The 26,783-nt window shown below is 52.7% G+C and carries 22 protein-coding genes and 5 pseudogenes; 20 read left to right on the top strand and 7 right to left on the bottom strand.

From position 1 onward, the window contains the following. Positions 1-343 precede the first annotated feature (343 nt). Positions 344-616 carry an SRPBCC family protein gene (locus JMJ04_RS20740; protein WP_201372419.1) on the bottom strand — a complete coding sequence of 91 codons (273 nt, stop codon included), beginning with the start codon at positions 614-616 and terminating at the stop codon, positions 344-346. 227 nt (positions 617-843) lie between these two features. Here JMJ04_RS20740 and JMJ04_RS20735 point away from each other — a divergent pair, with 227 nt between their 5' ends. Then, positions 844-1,089: a hypothetical protein gene (locus JMJ04_RS20735; protein ID WP_201372418.1), complete on the top strand. Its 246-nt coding sequence runs from the start codon at positions 844-846 to the stop codon at positions 1,087-1,089. Here JMJ04_RS20735 and JMJ04_RS20730 read toward each other — a convergent pair. Then, positions 1,089-1,556 (bottom strand): annotated as a pseudogene (locus JMJ04_RS20730) (IS6 family transposase); the annotation flags it as partial. The gene JMJ04_RS20735 and the pseudogene JMJ04_RS20730 sit on opposite strands and share 1 nt — an antisense overlap. A gap of 206 nt (positions 1,557-1,762) precedes the next feature. Between JMJ04_RS20730 and JMJ04_RS20725 the strand changes: the two are divergent. The 10 genes and pseudogenes from JMJ04_RS20725 to JMJ04_RS20685 all read left to right on the top strand — a co-directional run bounded on the left by JMJ04_RS20725 (position 1,763) and on the right by JMJ04_RS20685 (position 9,569). Next, entirely contained in the window at positions 1,763-2,770 is a 1,008-nt protein-coding gene (locus JMJ04_RS20725) for a Fic family protein (RefSeq protein ID WP_201372417.1), read from the top strand. A gap of 410 nt (positions 2,771-3,180) precedes the next feature. After that, positions 3,181-3,786 (top strand): DUF3841 domain-containing protein, encoded by a 606-nt coding sequence (locus JMJ04_RS20720; protein ID WP_201372416.1) that lies wholly within the window; start codon positions 3,181-3,183, stop codon positions 3,784-3,786. Between the two features lie 223 nt (positions 3,787-4,009). Next, positions 4,010-4,264, top strand: a complete 255-nt coding sequence (locus JMJ04_RS20715) for a hypothetical protein (RefSeq protein ID WP_201372415.1) — start codon at positions 4,010-4,012, stop codon at positions 4,262-4,264. Positions 4,265-4,292: 28 nt separating this feature from the next. Beyond that, positions 4,293-4,421: pseudogene (locus JMJ04_RS46620) on the top strand (transposase); the annotation flags it as partial. Between the two features lie 286 nt (positions 4,422-4,707). Then, a pseudogene (locus JMJ04_RS20705) lies at positions 4,708-5,582 on the top strand (alpha/beta fold hydrolase). A 266-nt stretch (positions 5,583-5,848) separates the two neighbouring features. Continuing rightward, a complete protein-coding gene (locus JMJ04_RS20700) occupies positions 5,849-6,193 on the top strand; it encodes a PPC domain-containing DNA-binding protein (protein WP_201374449.1) in 345 nt (114 codons plus the stop codon). 171 nt (positions 6,194-6,364) lie between these two features. Next, a complete protein-coding gene (locus tag JMJ04_RS20695) occupies positions 6,365-6,931 on the top strand; it encodes an SDR family NAD(P)-dependent oxidoreductase (protein WP_268887361.1) in 567 nt (188 codons plus the stop codon). 46 nt (positions 6,932-6,977) lie between these two features. After that, complete coding sequence (locus JMJ04_RS48070) at positions 6,978-7,121, top strand: SDR family oxidoreductase (protein WP_268887360.1); 144 nt, start codon at positions 6,978-6,980, stop codon at positions 7,119-7,121. 575 nt (positions 7,122-7,696) lie between these two features. Continuing rightward, the gene (locus JMJ04_RS20690; protein WP_201369098.1) at positions 7,697-8,284 is read left to right on the top strand and encodes an IS607 family transposase; all 588 of its coding nucleotides are present in this window, start codon (positions 7,697-7,699) and stop codon (positions 8,282-8,284) included. Beyond that, positions 8,271-9,569 (top strand): RNA-guided endonuclease InsQ/TnpB family protein, encoded by a 1,299-nt coding sequence (locus JMJ04_RS20685; RefSeq protein ID WP_201369097.1) that lies wholly within the window; start codon positions 8,271-8,273, stop codon positions 9,567-9,569. The genes JMJ04_RS20690 and JMJ04_RS20685 overlap by 14 nt, the downstream gene beginning before the upstream one ends. A 112-nt stretch (positions 9,570-9,681) precedes the next feature. On the opposite strand, the gene JMJ04_RS20680 is transcribed toward JMJ04_RS20685, so the two are convergent. Beyond that, a complete protein-coding gene (locus JMJ04_RS20680; RefSeq protein ID WP_201372412.1) occupies positions 9,682-10,242 on the bottom strand; it encodes a TetR/AcrR family transcriptional regulator in 561 nt (186 codons plus the stop codon). Between the two features lie 223 nt (positions 10,243-10,465). Between JMJ04_RS20680 and JMJ04_RS20675 the strand changes: the two genes are divergently transcribed. Then, entirely contained in the window at positions 10,466-11,452 is a 987-nt protein-coding gene (locus JMJ04_RS20675; protein WP_201372411.1) for an NADP-dependent oxidoreductase, read from the top strand. Between the two features lie 92 nt (positions 11,453-11,544). Here the strand turns inward: JMJ04_RS20675 and JMJ04_RS20670 are convergent, their stop codons facing one another. Next, positions 11,545-12,744: a hypothetical protein gene (locus tag JMJ04_RS20670; RefSeq protein WP_201372410.1), complete on the bottom strand. Its 1,200-nt coding sequence runs from the start codon at positions 12,742-12,744 to the stop codon at positions 11,545-11,547. A 616-nt stretch (positions 12,745-13,360) separates the two neighbouring features. On the opposite strand from JMJ04_RS20670, the gene JMJ04_RS20665 reads away from it, so the two are divergent. After that, positions 13,361-14,590, top strand: coding sequence for an ISAs1 family transposase (locus tag JMJ04_RS20665; protein WP_201372409.1), 1,230 nt, complete (start codon positions 13,361-13,363; stop codon positions 14,588-14,590). A gap of 187 nt (positions 14,591-14,777) precedes the next feature. Here the strand turns inward: JMJ04_RS20665 and JMJ04_RS20660 are convergent. Next, a pseudogene (locus JMJ04_RS20660) lies at positions 14,778-16,250 on the bottom strand (ISNCY family transposase). A gap of 948 nt (positions 16,251-17,198) precedes the next feature. On the opposite strand from JMJ04_RS20660, the gene JMJ04_RS20655 reads away from it, so the two are divergent. The 4 genes from JMJ04_RS20655 (at position 17,199) to JMJ04_RS20640 (ending at position 22,831) form a co-directional block, all read left to right on the top strand. Continuing rightward, on the top strand, positions 17,199-18,335 hold the full coding sequence (locus JMJ04_RS20655) for a tyrosine-type recombinase/integrase (protein WP_201372408.1): 1,137 nt from the start codon (positions 17,199-17,201) through the stop codon (positions 18,333-18,335). 246 nt (positions 18,336-18,581) lie between these two features. Further along, the gene (locus JMJ04_RS20650; RefSeq protein ID WP_201372407.1) at positions 18,582-19,883 is read left to right on the top strand and encodes an AAA family ATPase; all 1,302 of its coding nucleotides are present in this window, start codon (positions 18,582-18,584) and stop codon (positions 19,881-19,883) included. Continuing rightward, positions 19,856-21,727 (top strand): winged helix-turn-helix domain-containing protein, encoded by a 1,872-nt coding sequence (locus tag JMJ04_RS20645; RefSeq protein WP_201372406.1) that lies wholly within the window; start codon positions 19,856-19,858, stop codon positions 21,725-21,727. The genes JMJ04_RS20650 and JMJ04_RS20645 overlap by 28 nt, the downstream gene beginning before the upstream one ends. A gap of 225 nt (positions 21,728-21,952) precedes the next feature. After that, on the top strand, positions 21,953-22,831 hold the full coding sequence (locus JMJ04_RS20640) for a haloalkane dehalogenase (RefSeq protein ID WP_201372405.1): 879 nt from the start codon (positions 21,953-21,955) through the stop codon (positions 22,829-22,831). Between the two features lie 607 nt (positions 22,832-23,438). Here JMJ04_RS20640 and JMJ04_RS20635 read toward each other — a convergent pair. Further along, positions 23,439-24,455 carry an integrase core domain-containing protein gene (locus tag JMJ04_RS20635; protein WP_236038210.1) on the bottom strand — a complete coding sequence of 339 codons (1,017 nt, stop codon included), beginning with the start codon at positions 24,453-24,455 and terminating at the stop codon, positions 23,439-23,441. Between the two features lie 292 nt (positions 24,456-24,747). Between JMJ04_RS20635 and JMJ04_RS20630 the strand changes: the two genes are divergently transcribed. Together JMJ04_RS20630 and JMJ04_RS20625 are read left to right on the top strand one after the other, a co-directional pair. After that, positions 24,748-25,560, top strand: coding sequence for a cyclase family protein (locus tag JMJ04_RS20630; RefSeq protein ID WP_201372403.1), 813 nt, complete (start codon positions 24,748-24,750; stop codon positions 25,558-25,560). Between the two features lie 17 nt (positions 25,561-25,577). Beyond that, the gene (locus JMJ04_RS20625; RefSeq protein WP_201372402.1) at positions 25,578-25,778 is read left to right on the top strand and encodes a Rossmann-fold NAD(P)-binding domain-containing protein; all 201 of its coding nucleotides are present in this window, start codon (positions 25,578-25,580) and stop codon (positions 25,776-25,778) included. Positions 25,779-25,838: 60 nt separating this feature from the next. Here JMJ04_RS20625 and JMJ04_RS20620 read toward each other — a convergent pair. Next, positions 25,839-26,210: pseudogene (locus JMJ04_RS20620) on the bottom strand (IS6 family transposase); the annotation flags it as partial. A 378-nt stretch (positions 26,211-26,588) separates the two neighbouring features. On the opposite strand from JMJ04_RS20620, the gene JMJ04_RS46615 reads away from it, so the two are divergent. Further along, positions 26,589-26,783 (top strand): hypothetical protein (locus JMJ04_RS46615; RefSeq protein ID WP_236038208.1); only part of this gene is annotated, 195 nt, incomplete at its 3' end.

Here is a 26,783-nt window from a genome sequence, read left to right as displayed (position 1 = left end):
GGGACTGCCCAGCTCCTCGGAGGTGAGATCCACCAGCAGAGTGTAGCGATTCTCCCAAACGCTGATGGCGCTGAACGGTAGCACCGTCTTACGGTGTAAATCCCAACAGTATCATGGCGGAAATCCAATAATTATCCTGGTGAACAACCCGTTCGGGATAGCTTGCTCACCAGGATAATTGTACAGATTCCACCAGTTTAATCTTGGGATTTATACCCTGAGGGACAACTCAAATAGTGAAGGGAAAGGATCTACTGCAAAAAACTCACCTCCTCACTCACAAGCACCCCATACTCATTCACTTCATATTCACCATCCTCAAGATCATTGACAAACGTAGACATCAAAATCCACAGACTGATTGCCACAGAGTGGTTGCCTGGATCTGATGCTTTTCCGGCTTCACCGCCTCTATCCTGAGCGCGACTTTCCACCTCCTGCCCAACGCCCGGGTGTGCGCATGGAGCACCTGCCCGGGCGAGGCTTTCCCCTCTGGCACGATGCGCTCCGTGTGCGCATCCCACCATTCATCATAGAGTGTTGGCTCCGAGAGCAGTTCCCAGACGCTCTCAACCGGGGCAGCGACAACTGTCGCTGGGCAAATCGTAAGACCCATGAGTTTTCCTCCTTCGAGAAAAATCGCAATTCTACTCCTGGCAATTAATCGTATATGCGACAGCGTTGTGCAGTTGGGAAAGAAGCAGCGCTCGCAGAGGCGCCACGCTCCCCAATGCTCCTCTTCTGGGCAGGTCAATCTCATTGATGAGAACCTATTGATCTCTCCCTCGTCTGAGGAATGATGAGATACACAGAGGATCTCGCACGAAAGGAGTCAGTGGGACGATGTCTCTTGATGAAAAAACCGAGGAATTATTGACACGGATACGGAAACAGTGCCGGGATCGTGGCTGGTTTGGTGCGGATGAATGGATGGACCCTGGCTTCCGCAATCCTCCCCCTTTCAGGACAACCTTTCCTGATGTCGCCACCAAAGAACAGCTTGAGAATATCGAAAAACAGCTGGGTTTCCCTTACTTTGGTAATATCCGCGTCGACGTAACTGCGCGTAGTTGCTTCGGTGCGATGTGAATGTGTCCTTCCGCCTGGAGTTCTTGAAACGCTTTGGGATAGGCAGCGTTTTTGTCGACATTAATCACACGTGGCGAGCTCACATGAGATGTAGCGAGGGTTTTGAGAAAGAAGCATTTAGCAGCATCTCCATCTCTGGTTGAACGCAGCCAAAAATCGAGCGTCTTTCCTTCCGAATCGACAGCCCCATACAAATACATCCACACCTTTCTGACTTTCACATAGGTTTCGTCAACACGCCAGGAATCCGTTGTTGCCCTCACATAGGGCCGGCACCGTCGTTCCAGCTCAGGGGCATAGCGCTGCACCCAACGGTAAATAGTGGTATGATCGACTTGCAGTCCCCGTTCGAGCATGATTTCTTCGAGATCTCGGTAACTGAGCGCGTAGCGTAAATACCAGCGGACGAACAGAAGGATGATGTCAGCCTGAAAATGACGCCATTTGAACGGGGACTGCTCAGTCATATCTGATCCTCTTTGGTTCTTTTCTCTCAACCTTATCAGATCAGCTTACTTCTTGCAACACAACCCTTAATTATGCAACGCATTACGTTATTGCCGCCTATACGTTGTGTATTAAGAATAGAGTAGTGAGCACAAATCACACAACGGATAGAGTAGTTTTTAGAGATGCGTTACGTTAAAGCATTGCCAAATGAAGGAGTAGTATCGTGAGCAGGCAGCAAAAGCCAAAGATGAACGCAAGGCTTGCCACCCGCCTCCAAGAGAAGAAAGCGGAGCTAGACCGACATCGACCCCTGCCAGCGGGAACCGTTACACGGCTCAATGAGGACTTGAAAGTCATGCTGACGCACCATAGCACCGCCATCGAGGGCAATACCTTGACTCTTAATGAAACGGCAATGGTCATCGAGTATGGTATGACCGTGGGTGGTCACTCGCTCAGGGAGTACAAGGAGACGGAGAACCATGCCCGTGCCTATGACTATGTGCTGCAGTTGGTGAATGGCAAGGGCGATCAACACTGGCAACGCAACACCCCGATCAGCCAGGAAGTGGTTCTGACTTTGCATAAGCTTGTTATGCTTACCATTCTTGACGAGGAGCAAACCGGAGTATGGCGCACGGTTCCGGTATATATCAGAGGGTCAAACATGACTCCACCGCCAGCCCGCGAGGTTCCTCGTCTCATGCGGGAGTGGGAGAAGTGGGTTGAAGGGAAGCAGGGACGGCAGTACGATCCCGTGACCCGTGCCGCCATCGCACATCACGGGTTTGAAGCCGTTCATCCCTTCCCCGATGGAAACGGCAGAGTAGGACGCTTGTTGCTGAATCTTATGCTCATGCGAGAGGGCTACCCGCCCGCGCTGGTGCTCAAAGATTGGCGCGTGCGTTATATCCATGCGCTACAGGAGGGAAATACCGGCAACTATAATCCTCTTATCAACCTGATCGGTCAGGCCGTCGAAGCCAGCCTTGACCTCTACCTGGAAGCATGCGCGACGACCCCGGCAACAGAGGAGGAGGATGCATTCCCTTTGCCTCAACTTGCCAGAGAGTTTGGGTATGAGCCAGAGGTATTAAGTTGGGCCGCCCGATATGGGAGGCTAGAAGCGCGTAAGCGAGGCCACCACTGGTTTGCGACCCGCGCTGCCGTTGCAGAGTATAAGCGCCGTGCCGAGCAGTATCGCCAGCGTGGGCACAAGCGGGGCGAGTAGCTAAGTGAAGATAGTAGAAAAAGTGAGTTCTGGATAAGCCAGCTGGTATTGTCAGCTTAAAAATTTTTGTTGATGAGCTTTCACCATATTGACGCCACATTCGCTAGGATCCTCCAGAAAAAACGGTCAGAAAATGGGCATCATCCCCACTTTTGGGTCTGCTTCTCTTGTTTAAGCTCTACAATTTTGCTTAAGTTGACAATACCCGTGAAAGCTGAGGATGACATGCTCTCATCCTGGTAGCGCTCTACACTTGATGCTTCAATCATTTGACTGTTATATTGATTGTTTGTTATATTAACAATGACATCCCTTACTTTTATATGTTTTGCCTCGTCAGTTACTACTGGCGGGCACACCTCCTTCTTTCAGCATCCACTTTCTGATCTTCTAAGAGGTACATGCTATTTATGATCGTTTGGACGATGCAGCCCCTCTATGTCTGGGAAATATTACAAAGAGACGGTATTCTCTATGGTCCAGCCGAAGCACCTGAGCTTGTACGTGACTTTACACAATGGAGAACAGCATATCACTGGTTGATTGAGCAAATGGAGCAGCGTATCGGCCCTCGCCCCAATCCTGAAGCCTATCCCCTATGGGCATGGTATCAATACTATGGACCCAAACAGTGCCGACCTGATTTACGCAATAGACATCTTGACTCTGGCATGAAAGGAATACGCATCGAGTTTGAAATAGCTGAAGATCAGATCTTACTCTCAGACCTTGATATGTGGCATTCTCCCCTCAATGCTTGGTATCTAGGATTGAGTGAGGAGGAGGATGAAGCCTTCTACGCTGAAGTGGAGGGGCAGGGAATTCAATATGTGGAATGCATGTCTCATCCTGTATATCGAGCAAGGATAGTACAGAGTTGGGAGCGAATCTTTGACATCAATAACGTTCATGAGAGTGAGTACTGGGGTAATCCACAAACACAGAGAATCCAGGGCACCTTCTGGCAACTCTCTTTAGATCAAGTGCGTAAGATCACCCCTTTTACCTCCCGCTAATTCCTATTATTTTCTTTTTATTTTCTTTTCATTCACGCCTAATGAAGAAGATCACCCCGAGGTAGAGACGACTCTGAAGAAGGTGTTTGAAACAACTCTCGATGAAGGCGTTGGACGCAAGCAGGAAGCCCAGAAGGCGGAAGGATGGCCCCTCAAGAAGAAGAAAGGCAAATTTAGTATACGTCTTTTCGATCCATGGGAGCAAGGATGAGATGTGAGGGGAGTGGGGGAACGCACACCTTTGCAGATCGCCGGAGTATCCTATAGCCGTCGATTGAGAAAGATGGCCGAGAGGAGAACGTTTGCCTCGACGGTACCCTGGGAGATGAAGTCCCTGGTGGTGCTGGTAGAGCGGGGAAGTGAGTGGGTTCCTTGTTTCCAGTGGTATCCCTGGTGCTGGCGCGACGGCGTGTGGAACCACGTCATGGGCCTTCACGAGCAGCAGGCGGCGCAATACCTGGGGTGTTTTCGTTCATAGGTCGCAGCAAAAGGAGGCCCTCACGGCCCTGGAGAAACTCACGCATACAACGGAGTCCAACCCCAATCCGATCATGCCACTCACCGATCTCGCGCCAGATATCCCTGCTCTGTTCCGACGCGCTGCTATCAATGCCGCGCTTGGCTCGGCTCGCTCATTAGCTGAACAAGAAAACCTCTGCAGGCCTTGCTCTATTCCGTTCCTCTTTCTTGCAACACAACCGTCGAGCAGGTCGGTTATTCATCGGTTTGTTGACGTTCATTGGAAGTGCTTGCATTCCTGTCATAAACTACGAATCACGAGGAGAAAGTGACAGCTTAAAGCTGAATAATAGAGTGACTTTATCCCCTTGTTGCAACAGAAAACCTTTTGTATCCACAGATGTCAGTGATAAAACTATTCCTTTGATGCTGGTCCAACAAAAGGGAGAATAGATGCAGAATATGTTGGAAACCTTTACTTTTCAGCAGATCAAGACGAATGGAGCAAGCATTCATGTGCTGAAAGGAGGATCAGGTGAACCGCTTTTATTGTTGCATGGGTATCCTCAGACGCATGTCATGTGGCATAGAATTGCGCCTCGCCTCGCCGAATCATTTACCGTTATCCTCGCTGACCTGCGTGGGTATGGCGATAGCTCCAAGCCCAAGGGGAACCTGATCACTCAAATTACTCAAAACGCGTGATGGCTCAGGATATGAGAGAAGTGATGAGCCAACTTGACTACGAATCGTTTCACGTGATTGGACATGATCGAGGAGCACGTGTCCTTCATCGTATGCTCCTCGATTATGGGAAGTGCATCAAAAAAGCTGCCATTCTAGATATGGTACCCACATACGAAACCTATGCAACCACTGATAAAGCATTTGCAACGGCCTTTTATCATTGGTTCTTTCTTATCCAGCCTGCTGAACTTCCTGAGCGTTTGATTGCAGGGCAGGCGGAATACTTTCTCCGCAGCACACTGAAGAGTCTTTCCAGGGATATCTCCGTATTTACACCGGAAGCTCTGGCCGAATACGTGCGCTGCTTCAGCGATCCGGCAACGATCCACGGCATAAGTGAGGACTATCGTGCCTCCGCCAGCATTGATTTACTGCATGATGAAGCGGATTTGCAGCAAAAAGTTCAGTGCCCGTTGCTCGTCTTGTGGGGAACAAACGGCTTTCTCGGACGTCACTATGATATCCTGGCAATCTGGCGCGAACGTGCAAAAATGGTTCAGGGATATGGTATCCCATCGGGACATTTTCTTGCAGAAGAAGCCCCTGAAGAAACCTATCATGCACTTCAGCTCTTCTTCTCTCAGGGTTGATTGAGGAAACGCCAGGAACCTTGCGAAAATGACGGCGAACACTCAGAGGACTTTCATGATACGCCCTGCTGGGCATCCCGGAGAAGGCGGGGCAGCTCAGATGAGGAGGGAGGCTCCAAAGCAGATCTCACATCATGAAAAACACTCGTATGCAGCTACCTCATTGAGGAGAAACCTATGAAAACAAAATTACTGCATGACCAGGGAGGGAAGACCTATGTCCTTGTCTTCGACCAAGGTGATGAGTTCATAGCAACCTTACTCCAATTTGCGACGCAAAATGGCCTGGCTGCTGCTCGCTTTACCGCCTCGGTGGTTTCAGCGATGCGATACTGGGTTATTTCGAGCCTGAAAAGAAGTCATATAAGAAGATTTCCCTCGATGAGCAGGTCGAGGTGCTTGCCCTCACAGGTGACATTACCTTGAAGGAGGATGGTACACCTCAGATTCATGCCCACGTTGTCGTTGGCGACTCGAATGGGCTGGTACATGGTGGTCACATCATGGAGGCTCATGTAAGGCCAACTTTGGAGTTTCTCCTCGAAGAGTTGCCAGCACATTGGCATCGCCGTCACGATCCAGAATCCGGGTTAGCCATCATCGCACTCTAGCGCTCAGTTCCCAAAACGCGGTATGGTGCACAGAGATGGTCGAATGTGCAGGTGGCTTGCGTCATGAAATGAGTTTTGATGATCAACGTTCTAGTACAGCTTTTACAACCGTTTCGGGCTAGATGAACTGGAACACGGCCATAATGAAATACTTCCAGAGGAGAGAATAACATGAATCATTTAGAAGGGAAAGTTGCCCTGATTACTGGTGGTAATAGTGGTATTGGCTTGGCCACGGCAAAAGAGTTTCATGCCCAGGGGGCAAAGGTCGCCATCACCGGTCGTGACAAAAAGGCCCTTGAGCAGGTGAGGGCAGAACTGGGGGAGCGTATTCTGGCTATCCCCTCAGACGTTACCAGGATCAGTGATATTGAGCATGCCGTTACTACCGCACAGACGACCTTTGGCAAATTGGATGTCCTTTTCGCGAATGCAGGTATCGCTCGGATGGAGCCAATCGAACAGGTGACGGAAGAGTCTTTTGATAGGATTATGGATATCAATTTGAAGGGTGCCTTCTTCACTATTCAAAAAGCATTGCCCTTTCTGAATGAGGGAGCCTCGATCATTCTTAATGGTTCGGTCAATGGACATGTTGATTACCCAGGTGTTTCCGTGTATTCAGCCAGTAAAGCCGCAGTCCATTCATTGGCCAGAACCCTGTCTTCTGAGTTGAGCGATCGCAAGATTCGCGTCAATGCCATCACCATTGGACCGATAAACACACCGTTTTTTTGACAAACTTGGGGCATCTGCGCAAGAAGCTCAAGGATTTTCGCAGCTATTGCAGCAGCGTTTACTGCTCAAGCGCTTTGGCAATCCTGAAGAAATAGCGAAGGTCGCGCTGTTTCTGGCCACGATGGATTCATCGTTTATCGTAGGAACGGAGTTGGTTGCGGATGGAGGACTCCTGGTGAATACAATCTAATACCACATAGTGCTCCATAAGAGGCCCCGACATTTTTCCCAGTAAAATCCCCTCTAAGCAGGCAGCAATTCACACAGAAGATGGAAGAACGATTTCAGAGAGATATTGGTTGGAGAAGTGTTAAGAAGCTCAATCAAGTTTTTCCTGTATCTTGAAAAATCGCTCTTCCCTCAGTTTCTGGATAGCCTGAGAGTGCTTTCAAGAATCATCTTTTATCCTCAAACATCCCTCAAATTGCCCACTTCTTCTCTTGCTTAGAGGGGATTTTGCTGGGAAAATGTCGGGACGCCAATTTAGGTAAAAAGCATCCCATGCTCAAATAAGCTCGGGATGCTTTTACCTAAATTGGGGCAAAACCGTTTTGCTCATCAGACAACAAGAAACGGGACCTTTTTGGGGTGAGTTTACGCCGTTTTTTGCCCAATTCGAGTACGCACCTCCTTCAAGCATCATATGACGAGGTGTCTGCTGCAGTAAGAGAAACACCATCGTCCTGGTAAAAAGAGTATTGAAACCGATCTTTGAAAGTATAGCGAATTCTTGACAATCATTGAGTAGCATAGTATGATTTGAGCATGAAACTCAGTGATTACGCGAAACAACAAGGGGTCCGCTATGAGACAGCCTGGCGTTGGTTCCGGGACGGGAAAATCCAGGGGCGGCGCGTAGGGGCTCACACGATTCTCATCGACGAGCCAATCAGGGTGTCAGTCCCCTCATCGAAGCCTCAAACCGTGGTCTACACGCGGGTGTCTTCCGCAGAAAACAAGACCAACCTGGACAGTCAAGCTGAGCGGTTGGTTGCCTACTGCGCTGCCCGTGGCTATCAAGTGGGCAAAGTTGTCAAGGAAATTGGCTCTGGCGTCAATGACAATCGGCCGAAGTTTCTGGCTCTCTTGGCCGATCCAAGTGTGGGCCGTATCGTCATTGAACACAAGGACCGGGGTACCCGCTTCGGGTTCCGTTACATCGAGACCCTGCTTCAAACCTATGGGCGTGAGATCGAGGTCGTCAATCAGGCCGACAATGGCACAGAAGACCTGCTCTCAGACCTCACCAGCATCGTGTACTCGTTCTGCGCCCGGCTCTATGGGCAACGGCGTGCCAAACGCAAAACAGAGCGTCTTGTGCAGGAATTGGAGGCCGACCGTGCACCTGGTTGAAAAGCACATCATTCTTCGGAGTGATCCACGCTATGCCACGCTTGACGCGGCCTGTTTTGCTTCCAAAAATCTCTACAATACGGCGCTGTATGAGATCCGTCAGGCCTTCATCTTTGAGGGAAAACACCTCAACTACAATGAAATGGATCGGCGGATGCAGTCGCATGAAGCGTACAAAGCACTGCCTGCGAAAGTGGCCCAACAGGTATTGCTGCTGCTCGAACGCAACTGGAAATCCTTCTTTGAAGCGCTCGATGCCTACAAGCGCGATCCCTCAAAATTTCGCCGACGCCCCCAATTCCCCAAATACAAGCACAAAACGACAGGCCGCAACGTACTCATCTACACGATGCAGGCCGTAAGCCGCAGCAAACGGACCCTTGGACGACACCTCATTCAGCCTTCGGGACTGGGCATCCAGATCAAAACCCAACAAGATCCCAAGGCGATCACTCAGGTCCGTGTGGTTCCCAAACACGGTTTTGTCGTCGTTGAGATCATTTATGAACAGGAGCCGAGCCGCTCCGCCGTCGATCCCGCGCTCATCGCTGGCATCGATCCTGGTCTGGAAAATCTGATCGCACTAACTTCAAATAAACCGGGTTTTGTCCCGGTCGTCGTTAACGGGCGCGGTCTGAAAAGTACGAATCAGTTCTACAACAAGCGGCGAGCAGAACTCCAACAAGCTCTTGGTCGTCCTGGAAACACCCGGCGCATGGAGCGCTTGACTCTCTGGCGCAATCGGCGGATTGAGCATGATCTGCACACCATCTCGCGTTTTGTGATTGATGTGCTGGTGGCTGAGGGGATCGGAACGCTCGTGATTGGTCGCAACGTGGGCTGGAAACAGGAGATCAACCTGGGGAAACGGACAAATCAGAACTTTGTTCAGGTGCCTCATGCCCAGTTCATCCAGATGCTCACCTACAAAGCTGAGCAAAAAGGCATCCAGGTGATCCTCACCGAAGAAAGCTACACCAGCAAGGCCAGTTTCCTGGATCGCGATCCTTTGCCGATCTACCAGCAAAGCCAGGAGCATGCGCCTGTTTTCAGCGGCAAACGGATCACACGGAGGCTCTATCGGGCATCCAATGGCCAACTCATTCACGCCGATTGCAACGGGTCCTATAACATCATCAGAAAAGCAGCTCCTGATGCCTTCGGGTCGGAGGGAGTAGAGGATGGGGAGCGCAGGGTTCATCTGCCGGTAGTCCATCCCGTGAGGCTGTCATTCCCTCACAAACCCGCTCGCGAGAAAATCCTGGCCTCTGTCAGGATTCGCTAGTCACGACGGAACTATTCTACGCGCGTACTGGAGTGTTGCTCATGACGACATGAGTCACTCGATCTCTCTCAGTCCATCAGAGCAGAGGAAAAAAGCACGTTTCCAGTCTTCTTTAGTGAGATGGAGCAGGCACTACCCGCATGCCTTCCAGCAGCGACCATATTTGTTCTACCGTATCCGTCGTGGAATAGGGCATCGATTGGGTGATCCACCATTCCAGCACACCAATGACCGCCGAAGCCAGAAATTGCGCGCTCACCTCCTTGTTCATAGTCCGATCGATGCCACTTTCATCAATATATTCTCTGAGGATACGCAGCATCACATCCATCAAGCGATTTCTGAAAGCAGGGATGCCTTTGTTGACCAGGAGCGTCTTATACAAGAAGGCATGCTGCTCCAGATATTCAAATATGTGCTGGATCGCAGCTTTCGTAGGATGATGAGTCGCGCCGCCTGGTAGACAATCTCCCAACAGTTGAGCCAGGTGGGTATCTATGCACTGATCCAACAGATCGAATTTATCTATGTAATGCAAGTAGACAGTGCCCCGGTTGACATTGGCTCGATCCGCGATTTCGTTCATCGTAATGTGCTCAAAGTCTTTCTCTGCCAATAGCCCAACAAAAGCCTCGAGAATGGCCTGCCGTGTTCTGCGTACTCGTCTATCCATTGATTTCTTCCTTTGGGCTATTTCACACATCTTTTCCGCGATAATAAACAATTGAATCGATTTTGTTGCATAATGAACAATTTTGGCAAATTTCTCTATTGAATGAAGTGCGTAGCTCTCATAAGATTATATGGAACAAACGTTGATAAATCAACAGATGTCTAAGAGAGGTTCTGACACCACGAATACAAGCTCTCTTGCAATAACAAAGGAGAAATTGCTCATGAAGGCCATTGTTCTGCCGCACTACGGAGTCCACGAGGTTTTACGAGAACAAGACATAGCTGAACCAGAGCGAAAAGAAACGCAAGTTCTCGTGGAAATGTACGCGACGTCCATCAATCCAGGCGATTATGTTTTGCGCTCAGGGGCAGCACAACACATAATGCCGATCCAGTTCCCATATGTGCTGGGTACGGATGTGGCGGGGGTGGTAAAAGAAGTTGGAGAGAAGGTAACGTCTGTGAAGCCAGGTGACCGCGTCATGGGACTGACACCTGCTGTCGGCGGTGCCTATGCGGAATATGTGGTCGTAGAAGAGAATGCTCTTGCGCTCATTCCTCCGACGCTTTCGTTTCAGCAAGCAGGCGCACTCCCAGCGGTTGCGCTGCCCGCCTGGCAGGCACTGTTTCACTATACCCAGTTGCAGCCGGGACAACGCATTCTGATTCATGCTGCCGCCGGGGGAGTCGGACATATTGCCGTGCAACTTGCGAAACAGCGAGGTGCCTACGTCATCGCCACCGCTCGCACGCACAATGACGATTTTGTGCGGCGGTTGGGTGCTGACGAGGTCATTGATTACAGCATCACCGATTTTACCAAAGCCATAAGCACGGCAGTCGATATCGTACTGGATATGGTCAATAATAGAACTGCTGCGGTGGTGGACCTGAAACTTGGAGAGACGGGACGAAAAAGCTACACGGTTTTGAAGGATGGCGGCAAGTTCATTTCTCTGGTTGCTCTGGCGATTGATGAGCATCCGAAGGTTCGTGGCATCGACGCCCAATGTGTTCACATCGAACCCAACCGCGACGATCTGCGCGACGATCTGGCGGCCATCGTCCGTGGCGTCCAGGAACAGAAGTTGCAGGTCCATGTGAACGGTGTTTTCCCTTTTTCTGCACAAGGCATAAACGAGGCGTATCGCCAGAGCGAAATTGATCCGAAAAGAGGGAAGCTGGTGATTCAGAGGAAGGTAGGATAAGCGTTCCCATCTATACTCTCCTGAAACTGAGTTCAGGCTCCCCGAGTGTCAATCATCGACACCTGGAGAGCCTGACAGATTGGGCCTGAAGGTCAGATCATCTTCTTCGTTCGGCGTTTGGCATTCCAGGTGGGAAACACCACCTGGATGAGCGGGATGGGCAGATAGAAGAGCCACCCATATGTGGCCTGCCACAGGTTGTCCACGTTGATCACCGCAAGCACGGCGGCGTGGTGATACGTCTGTTGGTACAACCTGCTCACCAGCTTGGCTGATGTGTACGAGCTCAACACCCCTACGGGGTTGATGGCGTATGTCACCAGCAGCCGCTTCGCCCAGCTTCGCGCCGCTTCCTCGGGTGAACGTAGATCCTGCACATTGCCTCGGTTGTTGTCGGCGTAACGCCCCATAAGTGCAATGGCCAACGTGCAACCGGCTCCGAAAAGAGCAGGCCCGAAGGTTGCCTGATGCTGGACAAAGGCTGCGAAGCCCTTCGGCGTGCCAGATGCTCCGACTCCCAGGAAGATCGGGATGATGAAGACACCGACACAGACCAGCAAGGGCACAATCCCCGCAAGGTACGCGATGCTGTTCAGCCAGCTGTGAGCAGCCAGATTCTGGCGAGCCTCCATATTGCGACGAAGCCGCAGCCAGCGCGGCGGATCAAGCACTAGCTTCATCTGGATGACGAAGAAGAGCCAGCTTACACCGGCCTGCACCACGTTATCGGCATTAATCGTCGCCGAGGTGGTCGCGTGGTAAGATGGGAGATACCACGCGCTGACCAGCTTGCCGCTCTGGTAAGCGAGCAGCGTGCCGACGATATACAAAACGACGGTTGCGAGCGTGCGAGGTGCCCAATCACCTTTATTACCAGACAGCTGGCTACGCTGCTCTCCAGAACGCATCATCCGGGCGATCAGCAGCACACCGCCTACGTCGATGCACGCTGGTGCCAGGCTGGCATACCTTTGTACGAAGCCAGCGAGGCCAGTGGGGGTGGTCGCCGAAGCGCCCACTCCGCACAGCAATGCGATCAGGAACATGACAGCCACTGCGAAGGACAGGAGCCCAATCGCGTTGACGAAAATGATCAGGCGCTGCGTGGAGCGCTTACGTGCGTCCAGCAGAACCTGGAAGTCCTGGCGCATCGTGTCAAGCTGAGCCTGGGTCTCCACCAACCGAGTGGCGAACTGCGACTGGATGGAGTCGAGGCGATTCCATCGCCTGACGAGCAGGATGATAGCGGCCGACCCAGCGAGGAGCGGTCCGATCTTACGTGAGCGGTTCACGTTATTCCCCTTCGTTGGGAGGTTCTCTTCATGGAGGACAGGCTACATTACCTGTATAGTGGGAACATGCCTCATTGCCTGCTATTTACTGATATCAAGCTGGTTGATCTTCAAGCTCTATTCAATTTTTTAGGTGTTTTTGTTGATACCCCCTTTTCTCTGGTGTCACAGCAGCGATTGCTGCGTGACGCTTGACGACGCCTGTGGTCGATACCCTTGCGCAGATGCAGCAGCAAATGAGCGCGCAGATGCAGCAGCGGGCAGCTCATCCTTAGATTGTATGATGACGGAGCAGCATAGAACCTCTTAGCTCTCGAATAGATCACCTCGCATTCACTCTAGAAGATTGCGGGAAACTAAGACTAGCCGAGAACCGTCCTCGGGGGATGATTGGCGACCTGTTACCCCGAAGGAATGGTCGTTGATTCTGGCGCAAGCCAGCAAAGAGTAGGACGACCAGCCCCGATACATGCCTTTATTGTAGAGTAATATGATCAAATTTGTCAAGTATAAGCGGTGATGGTGCAGGGCTTTCCAATTCTCAAAAGGGTGATGAAAAAGAAGAGTTTTCCTTGTAGAATACGAAAACCAAATCATCTCTCAAGGAAAACTCTGCATGGACTATACCACATTGACGCTTTCAACACGAGCGAAACATCCCCCAGAAATGGTTCCCGCAGCTTCGCTGTACCACACCTTGCAAGCCCTCTCAGACAAGAGACGCAAACAAGGAAAACGCTACGAATTGGCTCTGGTCCTTTCTCTGATTGTGCTCGCCAAGCTCGCAGGGCAACAGACACTCAGTGGAGCCACCGATTGGATTCGTCATCATGGCGTGCCTTTGGCACAGCGCTTTGGACTTCGTCGCCAGCAAATGCCATGCCAGATGACCTATTGCAATGTCCTGGCGATGGTAGACAGCAAGCATCTCGACGAGCTTCTTTCGGCATTTTTCATCCGTTGGGAAGCTCAGGCTCGATGTGGGGAGCAATCCAGTCGCCTCCTCATTCCAAGCCTACAGACCAATCACGCTCATGTCGCTGTTGATGGCAAAGCTCTACGGGCGACGAGCAACGAGGTCCATCCGGTTCACCAACTCAGTTGCTATGAAGTGGCGACTGGCATCGTGCTTTGGCATTGCAATGTGCAGGAGAAGGAAAATGAGATCAGTGCCCTCAAGCCCTTGTTGGCGCCATCATGGGTCAGTGGACGCATTTTGACCCTCGACGCTCTGCATACGCAACGCGACCTCTGTGCGCAGATCCATCGCTTGAGAGGAGACTATCTCCTCATTGCCAAGGACAATCAGCCCACCCTCCAAGAGGATATTGCTGATTTGTTTGAGGACGCTTTCCCTGATCGGCGGCGCTGGAAGCAGGCAGAGACCTGGGACAAAGGACATGGACGATTGGAACATCGCCAGCTTCTCTCTAGCCCTGATCTCAACGATTGGTTTCGCAAGGACTGGGAAGGCATCGAGCAAGTCTTTCGCCTCGAACGAACGACGCGCATCCTGAAAACGGGAAAGCTTCGCCACGAAGTGGTCTATGGGCTCAGCAGTCTCTCGATGAGCAAGGCTCCTCCCCAACGCATGCTCCAACTCGCCAGAGACCACTGGGCCATCGAAAATCGGCTGCATCATCGGCGAGATGTCACTTTGGGGGAAGATCGCTGTCAAACCCGTACAGGATCCGTTCCCAGTTTGCTTGCTCAGCTCAATAGCGCCGTATTGAGTCTGATGGATCGCCTTGGCGTTCGCAATGTTGCTCGCCAGATGCGCTACTTGAACGCCCATGTTGATCAGGCTCTTGATCTTATCCTCCTTGGTCAATGTTCTGTTTATTAGAATTGGAAAGCCCTGGGTGATGGTGTATCACGTCTTCTAAAATAAAAGCCGTATCAGGACGCGCGGGGCAACCTACGTGGATGCATGAGATGGAGAAAAGGCAAAGAAACAAGCCATACAAGACAATGGAAGAGTCGGCCTCACGTTCAGAGCAGTGGCGAGCTTTTTTTCGGCTGAATGGCAATCTTCAGGTGAGTAGCTGAGCTTCCAGTGCGGCCAAATAAGCACCGGGATTTTTCCGGAAACGAAATTGTTGACGGCGAGTTTCCTCACACTGCTGCAAACGCCGACGGAGCTCGCGCCACCGCTGATAATCACTGGGCCGAAGCTCTTCGGCAGAGAAGAGCTGTTCTTTGGGAACCACAGCTGTCATGACGCGCACTGAGCCTCGAACCACCACGCCAGGAATGGCTCCCCGTCGGCCGGTGGCCCGCCGCTCATGGACGCGTGCCACACCAAAGCACCGTTCCAACTCATTGTTGGTGCGGGGCAAGCCCTCAATGTCATAACACTGAAATAAGCCCGCAGCGAAATTGGAGGCCTTGTGACAAAAATGTTCCATGGCTTCAGCAAGTGGCCCGAGAGTTGCTTTCTGTTCGTGCATCTGAGCAACGTATCTCAGATAGCGTTCGCGTACCTGCGCTCCAGTCTCCTGCTCGTGATTCGCCAAGATCTGAGCTGCCCAATGGACGAACTCGTACGCGCGCTGCAACGGAGACCAAAGGGGCGCAGTCGCTTGGAGACCTTTCAAAAGGAGCTGGTGTAGTTGTTTCAAGGATGGGGGCAATCTTTTTTTTCCTGCACCCGCTCGATCGAATCGTTGATCTGCTTGATGCGGGCATGCAAGCGCAGACCGGACGCTTCCAGTGGCGAACGCCCATCGTCAGTCAACGACGCACGCACCGCCAGGCAGTAGCCCCGGATCGCCTCGTTTTCTGGCGTGGGATACGCTTCTAAGGCGCGCTCAATCGGCCGGACTCCTCGCAGCTTCTTCTTCAAGAGCGTTTTGGCATGTCGATCGGCTTCATAGAGGGGATCTATGGCATCTTTGAGGTAGTGAAACTGACAGAGCTGATGAGGGATGGTTGGGAAGACAAACGCTACCGCGCTGCGAATGGTCTCTTCGCCGTCCGAGATAATCCCTTTGATCGGGATCTTTAAGGGCTCCAGAAGCCGCTTGACGCGCCTCGCAGCAGTGCGGTGATATCCCCTTGGGTACTGCTGAGTAACGGCGCGCCAAGAGGATTTCTTCAGACAGGCAATCACGCACCACCCAGAGCACCTCGTGCCCGACATCAGGCTGCAAGCCATCGAGAGCCAGGATCACCTGCCCTTGTTTCTGCAATCGGGTTTTGATCCGCTCCTGATCGGTGACACGCAAAGCGACCAGTTCTTCATAGCGATGCATCAAATAGGTCACGCTGCGCTGAGCGATACTCATTCCGCGTGCCTGGAGCGCCTGGTGGATTTCCGGGACAGAGCGATGTTCTCGAAAGCGCCACTGACCGATCAAGGCGATGACCTCCAGACCAAATTCCCCATGCGGTAAGGCCCAATGTCCTTCTTCTTCTGGCCGATAGCGCTGATGAAAGCGTGGACAGGTTGGTTCGATACAGTGACGAACGACCAACGTTAATTTCCAGAGGCCGGACAACATCATGACGGTGCGATGACTGTGATTGGCTACCCATAACGGGTGGCCACAGTCCTCACAACACTCGTTGAGCGGGGTCAGCGTTTTCTCGTGCGTTGCTTGGGGACGCGGATTTCGGCGAGCCATGTCCTTGCTCCTCCTTCAAAAGGACAACTGTACCACCTCAGTCTACGCCTCCTGTCAACCCAAGATTGCCATTCAGCCCTTTTTTTGCTCGTTTATTCTTCTTTTGCTGAACTCCCAGAGGTTCTCTGCGCTCTTTGCCTCTTGAGATCATCCTCAATCATGAGCAGCTCTAGATCTACATGCTCTGCGCTGTCTCTCACACTCTGTGCCATCGGTCGCAAGGTAGCGGTATCCATCTCTGACAATACAGAGATGTTTCTATGGTATTAACGTACTTTTGCAGCTCGCTGAGGAAGTTTGGCACGGTTTTGTTGATCTGCTCTAGAAGAAGTCCGAGGTTGCCCAGATTGGGTTTTTGAAATATCGTGCATGTCTATTTGCCCTTTCGTAGAGATATGGGCAAGTATAACACGGGCAAGCAAGCTATGTTAATGCCAGGCACAGTTTTGAGAAGAAAGCCGAGAATGCTGTCGGGATCTTGGCAACCAAGTCACACGCCAGCTGCAAAACAGACATTCACAGCAAGCAGAGGCCAAAGTGAGAGGCGCCTCAGGTCCCTCATCCCTCTGACACCTTTCAGTTGCATTGAAGGAAGAGGTATACCAGAGGGCTTCCTTTTCCGAGAGAAAGCGGGTATACTGGAGAGAATACCTGAACTAAGGGTCATTAGTTGGGGTATAGAGGAGCCAAGATTGAACCTCCTCAACCAGGTCACGCGACGATCGGGAACAGACAGAGCAGAGGGGATCCAGAGGTCAGGGAGACAGCACCAACCCATCTTCCACCCCTCACCTACCACCCTTATATATATAGGAAGGGATCCAGCGTATGCACCATCACACCTCAGAGACACATCAGTATCACCAGAACGACATCCCTGGCACCAATGGCCTCCCCATCCTACAAAGCCAGGCCCTCACGAGGGAACAGGTCTTTCGCTGCATCGTCCCCACCTGTTCGCACCTGGTGCATCTGCCAGACGATGGGATCCTGGTCGCCTGGCTGGATGCCAAGACGGGCAAATCACACAGCGTGAAAACCCATGTAGCCTATCACAACACCGCGCTCTCCTGCCGCGCTGCACTGCGCGCCCAGGGCTATGACCTCTTCATGGACCTTTCGGATCGCGCGACCCGCGCGCACTGGCTCCTCATTGTCCAGCGCTGGGCCGGGGAACGCGCAGCCACCTCGCCACACGCCGGCGCACCTTCCAACAATACGTATAACCAGCGCCTGGCTATCCTGAGCAGTCTCTTTGTCTATGCTCGTCGCCAGCAACTCTACCAGGGCGACAATCCCATCGAATTGCTGGAGCGGCGCAAGGTCTACCAGTATGCTGGCGCCCAGGCTATCGACCCCCTGGAGATGCGTAAACTTTTGGCAACCATTGACCGGACATCGCTTGGGGGTATGCGCGATTATGCCCTCCTGAGTCTGGCGCTCCACACTGGCCAGCGTGTTGGAGCCCTCGGTGAGATGCGCGTGGGTCATCTCACTCGTGCCGGCGGTACGTCGCTGCAGGTGATGTTCCCACGAACCAAGGGCGGCAAAACGAATGCCCGACAACTTGGGGAAGAAACCAGCGCGGCCCTCTCGTCCTACCTAGAGCAGGTCTATGGTCCTAGATGGACAACGCAGGGCAACGCACCAGTGTGGATCTCGCTTTCGCGCAATCAGAGCAGAGGCCAGGCTCTCTCGGTGCAGGCGATCGAGCAAATCTGTGCGCGACGCCTGGGAACCAGTAAGGCCCATGTCACGCGCCATACTGCGGCCAAAACCCTGGACCAGCTGGGAATCAGCGCGAGCGAGATCCAGGATTTTCTTGACCACGAAAGTCTGGCGACGACGGGACGCTACCTGAAGGTGCTCAAGCGGGCGGAGCATAAATACAGTCGCGATCTGGAGCAGATCTTTGGCATCTCCACACTTAGCAAAGGAGGAGTAAGGTCAGATGGTGACCACTAGCCCATACTCCTCCTTCATAAAGGCCTAATAGGCCCGCTGGAGAAATTTACAACGCTAAGCACTTCGCTTTGTAATCCGATCCGTAGGGCCATTCAGCAGTGAACTCGCGGACCTGCCAGGACGCAAGAAGAGCCTGCGGGCCTGTCTTTCTTTGTTGCCTAACAGAGCAAGCTGTGCTATATTTGTTGGGTCACATGTGTTAGGCAACATGATGTGCCTCTTGTCGTTGTGCAGAAAGTACACTCTATGCCCAGATATGCCCACGCTCAGTTTCGGTGGTCCGAGCAAGCACAGACCTATGTCCTCTTCATGAATGATCAGGCCAGTACACAAACACTTACGAGTGATTGGCTTGAGCACGTTTCCTCCTTTTCCTTTCGCAGCCGTTCGGGCATGTCCTATACCGTCCGGAAGCAGCGGGTGCAACGCGGGAGCAGCTATTGGTATGCGTATCGACGCTTGCATGGGCGCCTCGTCAAGCGCTATCTTGGTCCTGCCGTTGCCATCACTTTTGCTCACCTGGAGGAAATGGCCCAGGTCTTGAACGGCATTGCTCAAGAACAATACGAGAGCACTATCAGCACCCCAGGCCCCAAAGAACAGCTGTTTGTGAGAACACTCGATGTTGTCTGGCAGCAGGGGGTTACAACAGCACGGCAAGCCCTGGAGAAAGATGCTCCAAGTTCCTCTCTCTTGAGAGGAACTGTACAACGCCCCAAGTTTCAGCGCCCTGGCTTGCCTGTCTCGCTGGTCGAGCGCCCGCGTTTACTCGATCTGCTGGATACCGCGCTCGTGCATCCTCTGGCGCTGCTCTCTGCCTCCGCTGGTTGGGGGAAGACCACCCTGCTCTCCGTCTGGACTGCGCGCCATCCTCGGCAGGTTGCTTGGCTCTCTCTCGATGAGCAGGATAACGATCCTGCCCGCTTCTGGATGACATTTATTGAGGCCTTGAGACAATGCCCTGCCTGCCAATCAGGGATTGGCGAAGCTGCTCTCAGCCTGCTCCAGGCACGTCACTCCCCAACCCTTCGTACGATCCTGGTGACGCTCATCAGTGAGCTGATGCTGCTCGCGGAAGAAATGGTGCTCATTCTGGATGATTATCACGTTATCCAGGAGCAGGCTCTTCACGAAAGCCTGCTTTTTCTGCTCGAGCATCTGCCTTCCTCTGTGCATCTGATGATTGCCAGTCGTGAAGATCCTCCGCTTGCTCTTGCACGCTGGCGCGTGCGTGGACAACTTGTCGAGCTTCGCGGCACAGAGCTTCGTTTTAGCCAGGCTGAAACACACGCATTTCTGATCCAGGGGATGGGATTGCACCTCTCGAAAGATGATGTGCAGATACTCGAAGACCGTACCAAAGGCTGGATCGCCGGCCTCCAACTGGCGGCGCTCTCTCTCCAAAAGCATGATGACCCTTCTGCTTTTCTTCAAGCGTTGAGTGAGAGCGATCGTTTTTTGCATGAGTATGTGCAGGAAGAGATTCTCTCGCGCCAACCCCTTCTCTCCAGGATTTCTTGTTGCAAACGAGCGTCCTCAGCCGTTTGAGTGCCTCGCTCTGTGATACTGTCACAGGCCGCAACGATAGCGCCCTTCTGCTTGACCAGGTGGAACGAGCCAATCTCTTCCTGCAACCGCTGGATAGCGAATGGTATCGCTATCACCCGTTGTGGGCCACGGCCATCCAGCGTGAGGCCAGGCGGCGCCTGGGTGAGGCCGGAGTGCAGCGCCTCTATGTTCGAGCAAGCCACTGGTATGCAGAACACGACAATTTGCCTGATGCCATTGAAGCGGCGTTTCAGGCCAGAAACTTTGAGCAGGTGGCAGCACTGCTTGAGCGGATGCTGGCTCCCCAACATTTTCGCAAAGACTACGCCGGGCTACGCCGCTGGCTCGAACGTTTCCCAGAAGCCCCGCTCAGCGCCCACCCGTTGCTCAGCTTTGCCTATGCCGAATCCCTTATGTTCACATCGCAGCGGCGCGATCCTGCGACGAGAATACGTATTGAACAGCCTCTGGCGATGGCCGAACGGAGCTTTCGCACCCAGAAGGATGAAAGCAAACTAGCCCAGGTTCTCTCACTCCGTGCCACTTTTACCTTCTTTCAACACGAACTGCCCACCGCTTTCGCGCTCGCTCATGAGACCTTGCGCCTTCAGCCGGAGGGGGAGCAGCATTGGCGCGGCAGTAGCCTCTCACTGCTCGCCGTTGAAGAATTGCTTGCTGGACGCCTGGAAAATGCCCGACTGAAAGCCCTGGAAGCACGCGTGGCTTATGAGGCTGATCAGTCGCTGCCGGGGCAGTACGCTGTTCTATGGATTCTGGGCGAAATCGAGGAAGGTCAAGGCAATTTGTCCCAGGCTTCCCAGTGGTATCAACAGGTGTTGAGAGCCACAGAGCAGGAAACCGGGGAACTGGCTCAATTCCAACTCACCACAGTGAGCGGAGATCGGGAAACGTTTTTTATCCGCCAAGCTTTGCATGGTCTGGCGCAACTGGCCTACGAGCGCAACGAACTAGACACTGCTGAGCAGTTGCTCTCCCAAGCTCACCTTCTCAATGCTGCTCAGACAGAAGAGCTGCACTTCTTAACCTATGGGCCACTGCTGCTCGCCCGCATCCTCCAGGCACGCGGACAGACGCTCCAGGCACAGGAACTCCTGGGTCGATTGGCCGCTCAAGCACACTCCCCGCAGTTTCTGCGTGAGATCCAGGCTCATCAGACGCGCATCGCGCTGGCCACAGGTGATCTGGCCAGCGCCCAGGTGTGGTCACATCGTGTCTCAGAAGATCCCGCCCAGTATCACATCCGCCGCGAAGAAGAAGCATTTCTCCAGGCTCGTCTCTCCATTGCCAGGGCGGAAAGCAGGCAAGCACTCTCTTTCCTGGCATCCTGGAAAACAGACATGCAGGAGCGTCGGCGCTCGCTCTTCGAGCTGCAGCTGCTTGAAGCCCTCGCGTATGCCGCAGCCGATCAACAGGCGGAGGCCAGAAAAATTGTGCTGCACGTGCTCACCCAAACCAGGAGTGAAGGATACCAGCGCCTCTTTCTTGACGAAGGTCAGCCCATGGAAACACTGCTCAAAGCGGTCGTCCCCCAGCTCCAGGATCTCGCATTAGCAACGTATGTGCGCACCCTCTTACACGCCTTTGCATCCAAACACCGTGTCCCAGGTACCGAAGAATCCTTGCTCCAGGCAGGATCTTTGAGTCCACAAGAACAACGTGTGCTGCATTATCTCTGCGCCGGGAACACCTACGACGAAATTGCCCAGATCCTGGTCGTCTCCTCCAATACCATTAAAACCCAGGTCAGGAGTATCTATCGCAAATTGGGCGTGAATCGTCGTGCCGAAGCCATTGCGCTGGCTCAGCAACTCCACCTGCTCTAACCTGTTGCTCGTTCGCTGGTCTGATCTTTCCCTGTTGGGTTTCTCACGAACAGGCAACCATCGATATCACCTGCTCCTTACCTCTGAAAATCACCCGCGCTATCACCAGAAGTGGTGAAGTCAGCTCGTCGATGAAAAGCTATACTTCAGGCATACTCAAATAGATACATTTCCAGGGGCGCAACCGTATAGGCCCTGGAATAGGACAAGGAGCGAACAATAACTATGATCAGCGCTGCATTTCCCTATCAAAAAAAGCGCCAGCAGATTCTCGGATTAGAGATGGCGTATGTCGAAGAAGGTCAGGGCGACCCGATTGTCTTCTTGCATGGCAATCCCAACTCTTCTTATAGCTGGCGCAACATTCTGCCGTATGTGCAGGGTTCAGGGCGCGTTATCGCCCCGGATCTCATTGGCATGGGCGATTCACAGAAGCTCCCGGAGAGCGGACCCGGCTCCTATACCTTCGTTGAGCATCGCCGCTATCTCGACGCGCTGCTTGAAGCGTTGGATGTCCGTGAACGAGTCACTTTGGTTGGGCATGACTGGGGATCGGCCTTGGCTTTCGATTGGACACGCCGCCACCCGGAGGCGGTGCGCGGCATCGTCTATATGGAAGCGATTGCCATGCCGTTCTCCTCTGCCGAGTCTTCAGAAACAGCACGCAAGGTCTTCCAGAAGTTGCGCTCGTCAGCCGGCGAACAGATGGCGCTGGAACAAAATTCGTTCATCGAGTTCAACATGCCAGCTGGTATTCTGCGCCGCCTTTCGGAGGAAGAGATGAACGAATACCGCCGACCGTTTGCAGATCCTGGCGAAGGGCGCCGTCCCACGCTCTCTTGGGCACGTCAGCTTCCGATTGATGGAGAACCAGCCGATGTGATCGAGATCGTCACGGCCTACGGAGAATGGCTTGCCAGCAGTCTCGTCCCCAAATTCTATATTCAGGGAGATCCAGGCAGGGTAGTGCCGAAGCAGCACGCATTTTGCAGCGCCTGGCCCGCACAGAGCACGGTGATCGTGAAAGGGCTGCATAATCTCCACGAGGATTCTCCTGACGAGATTGGACAGGCCATCGCGGACTGGTTGCAGCATCTTAAATAGAGAACACGAAAGCTTTTGAAGCCGCGGGGACCGATTGATTGTGTCCGTCGTTGCTTCTGTGGGACTGGGTGGATACGATCAATCGGCATCTGCGGAGATACAGAGAAATAAACGATATTTCTTGCAAGGAAACTTTGTAACGGATAGTAATCACACATGCAATTATTGAAGGGAAAGGAATACAACATCTTGCTCAACCAGGACCACTACCAGTAGAAGAGGTTCTCCGTCCTTCCGGGGGAAGGATGAGATAATTGTGCCTCATACAGCATCTACGATCAGGATACGAAGACGCAGATTTCCAAGGTTACGGTAGCCATATGCCTGACGCATAATAGTGTGTTGGCTACTTGGAATATCTGTTCATAAGATCGGATAAATGGTCCAGGATACGCTCTCGTCTTCCACATTGCTTTCACAAAGAGACGCACTGCCAAGCAAGGTGAGGCCTTTGCTTCATGAGCAGAGAAGCACCGATCTCGGTAATGAAGCAGAGAAATAACCTGTTCTTTTGTCCGATGAGGGAAAACGGGCAAAGAATGTTCAGATGCCACATTCGATATTTTACAGGCTACACATACTTTTGGGGGTATATGCTTGCCAGTGTTTATGCTGCTCTGCGGTAGTTGTGGTGTAAGCCACCCAACACAGGAATGGCGCTCACCTGGTTCGATGAGTTCGGGAGAGGAGTAGACGGAATCGATGGATCGGGAATTCGCTGTCCCAACCCTTGATGCGGTCGAGCCTGGTTGAAGTACACGACATACGCTTTGAGAAGGTGGTACAGCTGCTTTTCCTGGAAGATCAGGAAGTGATCCAGGCATTCTCGTCTCACACTTCCCAGAAAGCGTTCACAGATGGCATTCGCTTGTGGGGTCCGGTACGGCGTTCGAAGGACGTTGATGCAGCTCGTGGTTGCTACTCGCGCGAATTCCGGCCCGAATTTGCGATCATTATCCCGGATCAGATAATTTGGCGCGTGTCCATAGGGAGTCGCTTCTCGCAACTGTTGCGCTACCCAGGGATCGCTGGGAGAGCGCGTCACATTGACATGAATGACCTTTCGCGATTGCAACTCGATGATGAAGAACGCAAAAAGCGGGCGGAAGAAGAGGTCAGGGACCTGCAGGAAATCGCATGCCCATATTTCTGCCGCATGGTTGCGCAGGAACGTTTTCCAACTCTGCCCATTCGGTCGTCTCCGGCGAATGGGCCTCATATATTTCTGGATGCTTCGTTTGCTCACGCGAATATCCAACTTGAGCAGTTCTCCCCGAATACGCTCCGCTCCCCAAAGTCGATTCTTCGCTGCCATTTCCTTGATCAAGCAGATCGTCTCAGGTGAGAGCTTCGACTTTCTCGCGCATGCCTTCGTTTTGCGCTTCCAGAACAGACGGAAGAGTTCACGATGCCAGCGCAGGAGCGTCTCTGGCTGGACCAGGAAGAGTGCCTGTTTCCAGGTCCGGGCCATCCTGGCAAGAAGCACCAGGAGAAGCCGGTCCGTCTTCCGGTAGGTCGGTCGCTTGACCTGTCGACGGAGAATGATCAGTTGCTGCCGTAAGAGCGCATTTTCCGCCAGCAGTTCCAATTTCCCTTTGGTCAGATCGGCAAGCGTACCGGGCACAAGGGAGGTTGCCGATGGTTTGACCCAACAGAGAACGCATTCAAGAAATGTTTGGAAGTGGAAAGACATGCATCGCTTGACCGAGGAAAATACCCACCACGCAAATAGAACCTCTTCTTTGTAAAAATGGCATATGGTTGGAGTGCATACACAGAATGGGCAGTGTTGATTGTACACGCATCTCACGTGTTTGGCAAGAAAGCTCATTTCATTGTCCATAACAGGCTGATTTCCCGAACAGATGTCCCAAGTAGCCAGCACAACCGAGCGTTCGATAGAAGGTGGGGATTCTATGGACAATGAACCTTTTTTTGATTTCTTTACTCGCACACAGATATATGATTTGGAGCAACCACGCTCCTCTGAGGCTCCACTTCTTCCTCTGCTGGTGCCGGGATTTACCTATACCTTACATCGTCGCCATGAAGAGGGAACCGGGGACCCTCGCACGGCTGCATCCGGCTTCCTAGCGACCACGGATCACGCGGGGACCCATATCGACGCGCTCAGCCATGTCGCCGAGAACCTCTGCCTACATGGCGGGGAAAAGGTGACCTACCGTATCCAAACCCCGACCGGATTTACCAGGATGGGCGCGGAGACCATCGCACCCATCTTCTGTCGGGGGGTGTTGCTTGATGTTGCAGGGTATCGCGGGGTCGAGTGGATCAGCGCAGATCAACCCGTCACTCGTCAGGAGGTAGAAGCCGTTTGCCTGCATCAACAGGTGACGCTTCATGAGGGAGATGTCGCTCTTATCCGCACGGAAAACGGAGCCCGATGGCACAATCCATCTGACTATCTGAGCAGCGGTGGCGTGCGTGCCGATGCCTCGCAATGGTTCGCGGATCAACAGGTCCGAGCCGTTGGCGCGGATCATCTGAGCTGGGATACGGACGGTCGCATTGATCCCGAGTGGGGCATGTCCTTGCCTGGGCACGTCATCCTGCTCGTCCGTCACGGCATTTATATCATGGAAAATCTCTTTCTCGAAGACCTGGCCAGAGACCAGGTGTACGAATTTCTGTTTGTCTGTCTCCCGCTGAAAATACAAGGCGCGACCGGCTCGCCGATCCGTCCGGTGGCCATTGTGCCGAGAGTATAAAAAAAGGGTCTGGAAACATGGAGCAAACCATCCTTGTCACTGGGAGCACCAGTGGCTTTGGCCGTTTGATCGTGGAAACCCTGGCGCGTCGGGGATACCGCGTGTTCGCAGGCATGCGTGCTGTCGAGGGCAAGAATGCCCCTGCCGACGCCTCATTACGCACGTTCACGCAACAAGAACGGCTTGACAAGCCAGAAAACAGGCCAACCAATTTGTAAATTCCGCTGGTTCGCTTAAAATAACAAGCGTGTTGCCGCTCTGAGAACATGGCCTGCTTTCTTGTCAACAGAAATGACGCGAGGCGGTGTGGTACGAAGAGCTCGGAGCGCCTGCTTGAAGAAGTTCTGGGCAGCCTGTGCATCACGGGTAGGACTCAGACGAAACTCCAAAGTATTTCCCGCGGAATCTACGGCCCGATAGAGATGCATCCACCTACCTTTGATTTTGACGTAGGTTTCATCGATGCGCCAGGAGTCATTGGAGGGCTTGAGGTGTGGTCGACAACGCTTGTTCAGCACTGGGGCGTAGCGTTGCACCCAGCGATAGATCGTGGTGTGATCGATAGGGCGTCCTCGTTCCATCATCATTTCTTCTACGTCTCGATAGCTCAACGAATAGCGCAAATACCAACGAACACATAACAGAATGATATCGGCTTAAAAATGTCGCCACTTGAACAACGAACCATGGTGCATAAAGAAATGCCTCTCACTCAGTAGGATCCTGTTGAGTGTACCTCATTACTGCCATTTCTTGCAACACAACCAGTTTTTCTTCGAGCGAAAATCATGTCTTCTGAGTAAGAATGATCAGCCAGGCAAGATTACATGTATTGTGTATCCATTTCCTACAAGTAATATTGTGTAATTGATCAATTTGGGGAGCCAGCGCGGAGTCCAATCTCGTGCTTTTCTCCAACCCAGGATGCTATGGCCCTCATGCGTATTTGAGAAACTTGTTATGCTGGAAAATGAAAGGAGGCATTGCATCAGGCAGGAGCTTCTCCAAGAACGCGAAGAGAGATATGTATGCGCGACCAGCCTTGGTGCCAGCCAAGCTTGCTTGCTTCTGCTAACCGGGTAGGCATGTCATGCAAGGATTTAGCCAAGGTACAAAGACTCTGCCCTGACGTCATTCACGAAAGCCGGAAACGAAAGATATGGTGCATGATAGAGTGGGTGACCGATGCATCTTCTGCCCATCGTCTTCGAGGCTTGAAGAAG

It is taken from the genome of Ktedonobacter robiniae, assembly GCF_016587375.1.
Lineage (GTDB): Bacteria > Chloroflexota > Ktedonobacteria > Ktedonobacterales > Ktedonobacteraceae > Ktedonobacter > Ktedonobacter robiniae.
The sequence above is the reverse complement of the archived record's forward strand: the minus strand, read 5'-3'. Positions and strand labels throughout refer to the sequence as shown.